We start from the raw sequence: 10,402 nt of genomic DNA on the forward strand, positions 1-10,402 counted from the left end.
TTATTATACCTGTCACTTTGTAATGGATGTTTTAAACCACCAAGTTTAAAAGCATCACGACTAGATACCGCTTGAATAGCGATGTTTTCAACATAATCTGGGATATTATTTTTATTTAAATCTTGTATCTGAGTGACACTATGCGAACTATAAGGAAGATCACTATAAAAGATGATGAATTCATCTTTTATATATGAATGATTAAATTCTTTAGTCCAATTAAGATCAACAGTTCTACAGTTTATGTCGTTACTTTTAGCTAAACATATATGGCTTAATATGATTAAGTTAAGGGTGATCAATAGTTTAATCATATTAACATTCCCAGTGTTCTATATTTAGTTTTGTCCATTATTTCCCCATTTTAAATAAGCTGGACGTTCACTCAATAGATCATAGTAACGTTTTACATGAAAATAATCTGGCTTATCAAATGGTGTTAGATACCAACGTTGCACAGAAAGACCAATAGGGATGTCTGCTAGAGTAAAATTATGTCCGGTAACATAGGCTTGGGTTTCAGCAAGTTGATTTTCTAAAATTTGCATGTTTGAAATCCATTCTTTAATGCTGTGTTGAACCAGAGCAGGATCTTGATGCTTCGGAGAGTGACGGATAATATTCATTAGCGCATACATCCAGCTATTATTAAGTTCAATTGCTTGCCAGTCGATCCATTGGTCAATAATGGCTCTTTGTTTGGCTTCTGTTGAATATAAGCGTTGACTGTTATATTGGTTTGCGAGATAGCGGATAATGCTGTTGGATTGCCATAGGACGAATTCATTATCGATAATTGTCGGAATGGTGGCATTTGGATTCAGTGCTAAATACTCTGTAGATTTGGGTGATTTAAATTCTCTTCCCCAATCCTCACGCTCATATTCAACATCAAGTTCTTCGCATAACCAAAGTACTTTTCTAACATTAATAGAATTACTGCGTCCTAATATTTTAATCATTCCAAATCCGATTTTTAAAATTTTCCTTCCTAAATTGTAGAATGATTTGGGATGGTGGATTTTATTTTAATGTACTTTTACAGTAAAAAATCTAATGAAATTTATGGCATAAAAAAAGCAAAGTTTTCACTTTGCTTTTTTGTTGATCATTAGATCTTAGTGGTGATGACCACCAACACCGTGAACATGACCATGTTCTAATTCTTCTGCAGAAGCATCACGAATTTCAACGATTTCAACTTCAAAAGTAAGGTCTTGACCAGCAAGTGGGAAGTTTGCATCAACGATAACGTTGTCACCTTCAACACCTTTAACAGTTACGATTTGAACACCGTCATCTGTTTGTGCCTGAAACTGCATACCAGGTTCGATATTTTCAACACCCTGGAACATTTGAGCAGGAACTTCTTGTACTAGATCTGGGTTATATTCGCCATAACCTTCAGCAGCAGGTACGTTTACAGTAAATTTTTCCCCAACTTTTTTACCTTCAAGAGCTTTTTCTAAACCAGGGATGATGTTGCCTGCACCATGCAAATAGGCAAGTGGTTCACCTTGTGATTTATCTAGAACTTCGCCTTCAGCGTTTGTCAATGTGTAGTGGAAAGAAACCACGTGATCATTTGCAATTACAGTTGCATCAGTCATTGTATTGATCCATTCAATATTTTAAGGGTACATCATAAAGTGAAAAACGTTTTTTGGTAGTAAAAATTACTAAAAAAAGCGAATAATTCAATTTTTTGATGATTTTTTCATTAATGGGGGCGCATTTTAAAATTTCAATGCAGTTTAATTTTCGGTGCAATTTTTCGTGTAACAAAATCTTTGGCAGTCAATAATCCAGCATGTGCATAACCATAGATTGTTGCTTGATGCATCCGGTATAGAGAAATATACATGGATTTTGCTACAAAACCTTGAACATTGACTTGTCCCATGAGTTCTCCCACAGCTTTATTTTTACTCAAGGATACCAAAGAGCCTTTATCTATAAATTTAAATATGGGTTGGTCAGATTGCTTCAAACGCGCTTCAATCGCATCGACCATGAATGTTGCTTGTTGACTAGCAACCTGAGCACGAGGCCCTAAAGGTGGCTCATTTGCTTCTAAAACACAGTGTGCGCAGTCACCAATAGCAAAAATATTGGGATCTGTTCTGGTCTGTAAAGTGCTGTAGACCACAAGGCGTCCCATTTTATCTTGTTCAAATTCGGTCAGGCTAGCCAGAACAGATGGCGCTTTAATACCTGCTGCCCACACTTTAATATCCGCACGGATATGCTTGCCATCTTTGAAGTAGATGTTATCTGCATTGACTTTTTCAACAAGGCAATCTGTATATGTTTCAACTCCAACACGTTTTAAATATTTTGCTGTATTTTCTGCGATATTGTTAGATAGTGCAGGGAGGATACGGTTAGCACCTTCAATAATTGAAATCTTGACATCACGGGGATGGATTTTATTTAAACCATATTCATAAAAATTTTGTTTGGTTTGAACCAGTTCTGCTGCCAGTTCTACGCCAGTTGCTCCAGCTCCGATAATCCCAATGTGAAGCTCTTTGATATTCTCGATATCTTGTTGTGCATCGATATACAAATGCAACAGGTCTTGTTGGAAAAGATCTGCTTGTTGGCGGTTGTCAAGGAAATGGCAATATTCTTGAACACCTTCAGTCTGGAAATCATTTGAAACTGATCCGAGTGCCAGTACAAGGGTGTCATAGTTGAGTATTGTGCTGTTGTTTTCCAGATCACTTTTTGAGCCTTGGGGAACTTTTATCGTGACCTGTCTTGTATGGCGGTCAAGATCAATAAATTTTCCTAAAACAAATTGGTAGTGATGTTTGGCGGCATGCCCAATATAGGTTGTTTCTTCATCATTTGGATTGAGTGTGCCTGCAGCAACTTCGTGTAATAATGGTTTCCAAATATGCGTCAGGTTCTGGTCAACAAGAGTGATTTTGGCTTTCACATGTTTTCCAAATTTATTTCCAAGTTGAGTGGCCAGCTCAAGCCCACCAGCACCTCCGCCAACAATGACGATATGATGAAGTTTATCCATGCATTTGCCTTTTTATTTTTATAAAAAAAGAGATGGCTTAATATGCCATCTCGTAAGTTAAAATGAGTTTAAATTGTTTTACAAGTTACATAGAGATAATCTTTGTTAACTTAATGGATAAATTTTAACTTCATCTTTTGCACTGGAAAATAGGCTTTTGATCCACATAAAGAAACGTTGAAAAATGTTTGCTTCTTCAATATGCACATTGTCTTCGATTTTTAAAGTCTGGATAAGTTGATCATTTTGATAAACATGTACTGTTGCCAGTTGCATGACTTTTGCAAGTGGTGCAGTAAGAATGTTTTCATTTACTTCAACATTCATGTGAGTTTGAGTGTTTTGTAATGGTTCGATAATTTGCGTTAGATCTCCCTGTGTCAATATCACTTTGGAATTGATCAGGTCAAAAGTCTGCAAATTGATTGGAGCAGGATTGTTATACAGAGACGTTGTAATAAATACTGGTTTACTTGTTTCCACCTTAAACATTTTTAAGGCAGATTTGATAACAGGAAGTTCAGCAATAAGTTGTTTGTCTTTTAGAGCAACTTCATCTCGAGTGTAGGCATAGGCGAGATTTAATAAGCGGTGTGCGACTTCCGCACGTTTTGCAGCACTTTGGCTTCCCATAACGACAACAATGATACGGCGGTCTGGCAGTTCGGCGATTGTTGTTGGGCGATGGGCTGTAAGTGCTAAATTATAACCAGCGGCTTTGGTAAAGCCTGTTTTCAATCCATCAACACTTGGATCAGTTTTTAAAACAAGGTTGGTTGCATGGTGAAAACGTTGGTTATAGCTAAAACTTGGCTGGATTGAGTAGTGTAGATAATCTGGTGTTTCACGTACCAGATGAGATCCTAAAATTGCCAGATCATGTGCAGATGAAAAATGATCATCCATAGTAACGCCAGCCGGGTTGGAAAAATGGGTATTTTTCATTCCCAATATTTGGGCTTCCTGATTCATGCGTGCCACAAAAGCAGGGACACTACCCGAAATACGGCTTGCAAGCGTTACTGCCGCATCATTGGCAGACATCACAATCAACCCCGCTAATAGTTGATCGACCGAAATCTGCTCACCAGGTTTGAGATACATTTGAGACTCATCCCATTGCACCTGATTCACAACGGGTGTTGCAGTGATGATCTCATTTTTTGTTAGATGTCCGGCCTGGATTTCTTTTAACGTAATATAGGCAACCATCATTTTAGTTAGGGATGCTGGTGCCCGTTGGGAGTGACTGTTGTAGTCTGCAATGGTCTGCCCAGAACCTGTATCCAGAATTGTCCATGATTCTGCTTCGACAGTGGCCGGATCTATATTTAATAGGGCAGCATTGCTAAGCGTGGAACAAAAAAAACTGATGAATGCAAATACGTACGCGGAAATTTTCAAGAGGTACACCTAAATGCCAATCCTATGGCGATATGATGGATAAAACATTGCGCATGCTATGCCTTTTTTAAAATGAAAACTAGTGAAAATTGTTGTATTTTGCGACTTTCAGCCCAAGACTTTGTAAAAAAATGCTAATCTAATTGTTAACTTATTTATTAGTATTTTTATTACAAATTATGTTGCATTATCAGATCGAATTTGACGATTATCGTCAGCATTTAGTTCACGTAACATTACGCTTTCTAGCGAATCCTACACAAGTTTTATGGCTTCCGACATGGATTCCTGGCAGTTATCTGATTCGTGAATTTTCAAAACATATAGAAGCAGTAAAAGCTTATGATGAAGCTGGTCGACAACTTCAAATCAGCAAATTCGAAAAGAATAAATGGCGTTTATATAATACTGATCATGAGTTAATTACCATAGAGTACGATGTATATGCTTATGATCTTTCTGTTCGTGGTGCATATGTAGATCAAACTCGTTTATATATCAATCCAGCATGCGCCTGTCTGGCATTACAAGATCAAGAAGATAAGCCTATTGAAGTTGAAGTATTTTTACCTTCAGAGTTAAAACATTTTCAAATTGCGACGGGTCTGGAACATAAAAGCTTGGTAAAAGGTCGCTTTACTTTAAAGGCGGATAATTATGCACAGTTAATTGATAGCCCGTTTGAACTTGCAGATCAGACACGTTTTAGCTTTGTGGCAAATGCTATTCCACATGAGTTTGTTGTTTCTGGCACTCATTCAATGAATAGTGAACGAATGAAACAGGATATTGAAAAAATTTGTACGACTGAAATTTCAATGTTTGGTACAGCGCCATTTAATAACTATACATTTATGACTATGGCTACAGGAAATAGCTATGGTGGTTTGGAGCATCCGAACAGTACCAGTCTGATTACGCCACGTAGTGATTTACCAAAAGCTGATGAACCAGTAGAGCCATCAGAGGATTATCAACGTTTCTTGGGGTTATGTAGTCACGAGTATTTTCACTCTTGGCTGGTGAAATTTATCCGTCCAGAAAATTTTGTGAATTATGACCTGCATAAAGAGAGCTATACCTCTTTACTCTGGATTTTTGAAGGCTTTACTTCTTACTATGATGATTTGATTTTGCATCGCAGTGGTGTGGTTTCTCAAGATTCATATTTAAAATTGCTTAAGACACAAATTGATCGTTATCTACAAAACCCTGGACGTTTTGTGCAAACAGTTGCAGAGTCAAGCTTTGATGCATGGGTAAAATTTTATCGTCAAGATGAAAATTCAAATAATGCGGGTACAAGCTATTATAATAAGGGGGCATTGGTAGCACTCTGCCTGGATTTAGGGCTACGTTTAAAGGGTTCAAGTCTGGATGCGCTTATGCGTCGTCTATATGAAAATTCACAGGCAGGGAAACAGGTTCATGAGCGTACAATTTTTGATTTATGCGAAGAACTGACAGGTCAAAAATGGATTGAGCAAATCAATCATCTCATTAATACTACTGATGAATTGCCACTAGATCAGTTGTTACCAGAGTTTGGTTTATCGTATGAAATAAAGAATGAAAAAACATTACCATTTGGTTTGAAAGTGATTGATAAACCAGAGGGCGTATTGGTTCAGCAAGCACGACGTGATGGCGCAGGGACAATGGCTGGACTTTCTGCAAATGATGTGATCATTGCAATTGATGGCTTAAAAGCGTCTGAAAAGTTGCTTGCAAAATACGCAAAAGTTAAAAATACATTTAATGTTTATGCGTTCCGCCGTGATGAGTTACTTCAGTTTGAGCTCCAAGGTGGCGAAACTGATTTGGCTACAGTTGAACTGAAAGTTGTTGATCAGGCTAAACTGGATCAGTGGTTGATTAAATAGCGGTTTATTTTTGGTTAATTATCGTGTGAATTTTCCTAAAACTAAATCATGTATTTGGTTTTAGGAGATACGGAGTCGATGTTATTAGACCAAAAGAGGTGTTGGAATTGAAAAGTAGTTTAAGTTCTTCGACGAGATGGATAGAAGCAGGATTTATATCCGTTTTTGATCACTGGCTCAATGAATCTGAAGCTAATGAGTGTTCAGTTCTATGTTATTCAATTGCCTGTGAGCGAGATTATTTAGCTACATATTTAGAGGGTGAGCAAAGACTTATCCGTTTTTATAAATCTTTATCAGATGAAGTCATGTCTTTTCATAGTCAGAAATGGAAATCAATAAAAACGTCTAGTCCTGAATTTGAGCAAATATTACTGGCTAGCCTTCGAGAACATCAATTTCAATTTTTTAATCTTTATTATTCATCCATTGGAGTAAGGTTTGAGGGAGGATTTGATCGTACAGATCAAGTGTTCACTACAGAATCAGCGCATTGGGATTCTATTTTACAACAACTGGAAAAATTCGATTTATTTTTGTTGAATTAATTATTTGAATTTTTTGTCTTTTTAAGAATTAAAACCAAAAAAATAGTTATTCACTCTCATTTATAGAAAATGATGAATTAGATTGTTATTTAGGTCGTCAGATTTTCCAAATAACTCTTAACATCTAATAAAAACTCATCGTAACAACTGCTTTGTAATATCAATAATCCCTAGACTACAAATACAAAAACCAGTGCCTAAGCACTGGTTCTAGGTGATATGACTGATATATATCATCAGCCATATATCAATCAGCCTTCAACTGTTGCAAGAGTAGCATTGAAAGTAGCACTTGGACGCATTACAGCATTTACTTTAGCTGTATCAATCGCATAGTAACCACCGATGTCAGCTGGATTGCCTTGTACTTGAGCAAGTTCAGCAACGATCTTATCTTCGTTTTCAGCCAGTTTTTTCGCAAGTAAAGTAAATTTAGCTTTTAACTCGGCATCTTCATCTTGTGCAGCAAGTGCTTCAGCCCAGTAAAGTGATAGATAGAAATGACTACCACGGTTATCAAGCTCACCTGTACGACGTGATGGAGACTTGTCATTATCAAGTAATTTGCCAGTTGCCTGATCTAAAGTCTTCGCAAGCAATTTTGCACGAGCATTATTTTCTTTAATACCCATTTCCTCTAGCGATACTGCAAGAGCAAGGAACTCACCAAGAGAATCCCAACGTAAGTGGTTTTCTTCAACTAACTGTTGTACGTGTTTAGGTGCTGAACCACCTGCACCAGTTTCGTACATACCGCCACCAGCCATTAATGGCACGATAGACAGCATTTTCGCAGAAGTACCTAATTCCATGATCGGGAACAGGTCAGTGAGGTAGTCACGTAAAATGTTACCTGTTACAGAAATAGTATCTAAACCACGTGCTACACGTTCAAGCGTATAACGCATTGCACGTACCTGAGACATGATTTGGATATCAAGACCAGTTGTATCATGATCTTTCAGGTATTTTTCTACTTTTTTGATCAGTTCATTTTCATGTGGACGGTATGGGTCAAGCCAGAAGATTGCAGGCATGCCAGAGTTACGGGCACGTGTTACTGCAAGTTTTACCCAGTCACGAATTGGAGCGTCTTTAACCTGACACATACGCCAGATATCGCCTTCCTCAACGTTTTGAGACATTAACACTTCACCAGTTTCAAGATCAGTGATGTTGGCAATACCAGCTTCAGTGATTTCGAAAGTTTTGTCATGTGAGCCGTATTCTTCAGCTTTTTGAGCCATCAGACCAACGTTTGGTACTGTACCCATAGTACGTGGGTCGAAATTACCATTCCATTTACAGAAATTGATCATTTCCTGATAAATACGGGCAAATGTGGATTCAGGCATTACAGCTTTACAATCATACTGTTTACCGTCAGCACCCCACATTTTACCCCCGGCACGAATCATTGCAGGCATAGATGCATCTACAATCACATCGTTAGGAGAATGGAAGTTTGTAATACCTTTGGCTGAATCAACCATTGCAAGAGCAGGGCGGTGTTCCTGGCAAGCATGTAAATCTTCGATGATTTCTTCACGTAATGAGGTAGGAAGTGTTTCAATTTTTTCGTATAGACCAGCCATACCATTATTGATGTTAATTCCTAGTTCATCAAATAATTTACCGTGCTTTTCAAATGCATCTTTATAGTAGATTTTTACACAGTGACCGAACACGATAGGGTGAGAAACTTTCATCATTGTCGCTTTCACGTGCAATGAGAATAGGATTCCTGCTTCACGGCAATCTTCAAGTTCTTTTTCATAGAAATCACAGAGTGCTTTCTTGCTCATGAACATCGAATCAATGATTTCGCCATCCTGTAAGGCAACTTTAGGCTTAAGGACAATCGTTTCACCATTATTTGTGATGAGTTCCATTTTAACATTACGAGCACGGTCAAGTGTCATAGACTTTTCGCCGTGATAGAAGTCACCTTCTGTCATATGAGAAACATGAGTTTGTGACCACTGTTTCCATTCGCTCATAGAATGCGGATGTTTTTTAGCGTAGTTTTTAACTGCAGTTGGTGCACGACGGTCAGAGTTACCTTCACGTAATACTGGGTTCACAGCGGAACCTAGACATTTACCATAACGCGCCTTGATTTCCTTTTCTTCTTCAGTTGTTGGATTTTCAGGGTAGTCAGGGATTGCATAGCCTTTTGATTGAAGCTCTTTGATGCACGCTGTCAATTGACCAACAGAAGCACTGATATTTGGAAGTTTAATGATGTTCGTGTCTGGATCTTGAGTGAGACGACCAAGCTCTGCAAGGTTGTTCGGTACCTTTTGCTCATCGCTTAGATAGTCCGTGAATTCTGCGAGCACACGTGCAGCAACTGAGATGTCAGTTTTAACAATCTCGACGCCAGCGGGTTTTGTAAAGGTCTCAATGATCGGCAGTAGAGAGTAAGTCGCCAGTAGTGGCGCCTCGTCGGTCAGTGTGTAAATGATAGTTGACTTTCCACCAGCCATATATAGCCCCTTGCTTCTGATTGAGTTTGATAGGACTGAGCTTGTGGCTCAATCCTGTGAACCGGTTTGCTTAAATAAAACATTGAAAGTATCGGTGCTTTGCACCACAGCCACAGCAATATACTTTCATATCGCGGTTTGACTAAAATTCGTATACATCAGTGTTGTTCACTAATGTCAATATTCTACGTGAAATTTAGTCTTTTTTCGAATGTTGACATGATTGTTGCCTGTCAGATCATGCTGGAACTCAAAAAATAGCCTAAGTAATAATTTCCCCTGATATTTTAATATACTTTATATATATCAATTAGTTATTTAATTTATGTGATTTTTTTTGGTTAAAATATAAGCGATTTCGTAGAGGGATTTTCTGACCAATTTCTAGAGACATGTTGGGTATCATGGAAATAAATTATTCATCAGTGAATATGATAAGAATTCTGGTTGTAAATCAGCGGAATTGTATTGACATCTAAAGTAGGCTTTTTTTGCATTTTATGAGAAAAATTGACAAGATTTGAGCAATAATAAATTATTTTAAAGAGAGTAAAATCACAAAACTTCAGGCCTATCATTGACCTAATCTATAAAAATAAGCTCACTTTTAGTGAGCTTATTTACATTCTACTTTATTTTTTAGGTATAACCATTCTGGAAACACCACGAAATTCAGCAATGATTTCACCATTTTGATTGGTCACACTAATATCATATATCTCGGAACGGCCACTTGGTGCTTTAAATATTGCTGTTGCAGTTAATGTATCACCAATTTTTCCTGGTTTCAGGTAGCTGATCGTACAATGCTGACCAACAGCAGGGTACTCACCAGTATTACATGCAACTGCAAATGCACCATCGGCCAATGCGAAAATAGTTCCACCATGACAGGTTCCATAGCCTTGTGTATGACGCTTTTCGATCAGGAGTTGTACTTTTGCATATTGCTCTTTAAATTCGACTAAATCTGCACCGATTTCCTGCATGACCTGATCATTATTAAATAAAGCATGTCCCTTGAGTACGTCCATTGTAAAATAT

8 protein-coding genes and 1 pseudogene are annotated in these 10,402 nt (G+C 37.7%); 2 read left to right on the forward strand and 7 right to left on the reverse strand.

The window, feature by feature from the left end:
* From KPC_RS13625 to KPC_RS13645, 5 genes and pseudogenes are all read right to left on the reverse strand, one after another.
* Positions 1–314, reverse strand: a pseudogene (locus KPC_RS13625) (hypothetical protein); the annotation flags it as partial.
* 24 nt (positions 315–338) lie between these two features.
* A complete protein-coding gene (locus tag KPC_RS13630; RefSeq protein ID WP_121974911.1) occupies positions 339–962 on the reverse strand; it encodes a glutathione S-transferase family protein in 624 nt (207 codons plus the stop codon).
* 156 nt (positions 963–1,118) lie between these two features.
* Positions 1,119–1,610 carry an FKBP-type peptidyl-prolyl cis-trans isomerase gene (locus KPC_RS13635; protein ID WP_121974912.1) on the reverse strand — a complete coding sequence of 164 codons (492 nt, stop codon included), beginning with the start codon at positions 1,608–1,610 and terminating at the stop codon, positions 1,119–1,121.
* Between the two features lie 134 nt (positions 1,611–1,744).
* Positions 1,745–3,034: an NAD(P)/FAD-dependent oxidoreductase gene (locus KPC_RS13640; protein WP_121974913.1), complete on the reverse strand. Its 1,290-nt coding sequence runs from the start codon at positions 3,032–3,034 to the stop codon at positions 1,745–1,747.
* 105 nt (positions 3,035–3,139) lie between these two features.
* Entirely contained in the window at positions 3,140–4,438 is a 1,299-nt protein-coding gene (locus KPC_RS13645; protein ID WP_121974914.1) for a D-alanyl-D-alanine carboxypeptidase PBP6B, read from the reverse strand.
* A 179-nt stretch (positions 4,439–4,617) separates the two neighbouring features.
* Here KPC_RS13645 and KPC_RS13650 point away from each other — a divergent pair, with 179 nt between their 5' ends.
* Positions 4,618–6,321, forward strand: a complete 1,704-nt coding sequence (locus tag KPC_RS13650) for a M61 family metallopeptidase (RefSeq protein ID WP_121974918.1) — start codon at positions 4,618–4,620, stop codon at positions 6,319–6,321.
* 107 nt (positions 6,322–6,428) lie between these two features.
* Entirely contained in the window at positions 6,429–6,869 is a 441-nt protein-coding gene (locus tag KPC_RS13655; RefSeq protein ID WP_146196645.1) for a hypothetical protein, read from the forward strand.
* A gap of 251 nt (positions 6,870–7,120) precedes the next feature.
* Here KPC_RS13655 and KPC_RS13660 read toward each other — a convergent pair whose 3' ends face one another.
* Complete coding sequence (locus KPC_RS13660) at positions 7,121–9,358, reverse strand: NADP-dependent isocitrate dehydrogenase (RefSeq protein ID WP_121974916.1); 2,238 nt, start codon at positions 9,356–9,358, stop codon at positions 7,121–7,123.
* Between the two features lie 632 nt (positions 9,359–9,990).
* A complete protein-coding gene (paaI, locus tag KPC_RS13665; RefSeq protein WP_121974917.1) occupies positions 9,991–10,392 on the reverse strand; it encodes a hydroxyphenylacetyl-CoA thioesterase PaaI in 402 nt (133 codons plus the stop codon).
* Between the last annotated feature and the right edge of the window lie 10 nt (positions 10,393–10,402).

Origin of the sequence: Acinetobacter stercoris (assembly GCF_900323515.1) — a bacterium.
GTDB lineage: Bacteria > Pseudomonadota > Gammaproteobacteria > Pseudomonadales > Moraxellaceae > Acinetobacter > Acinetobacter stercoris.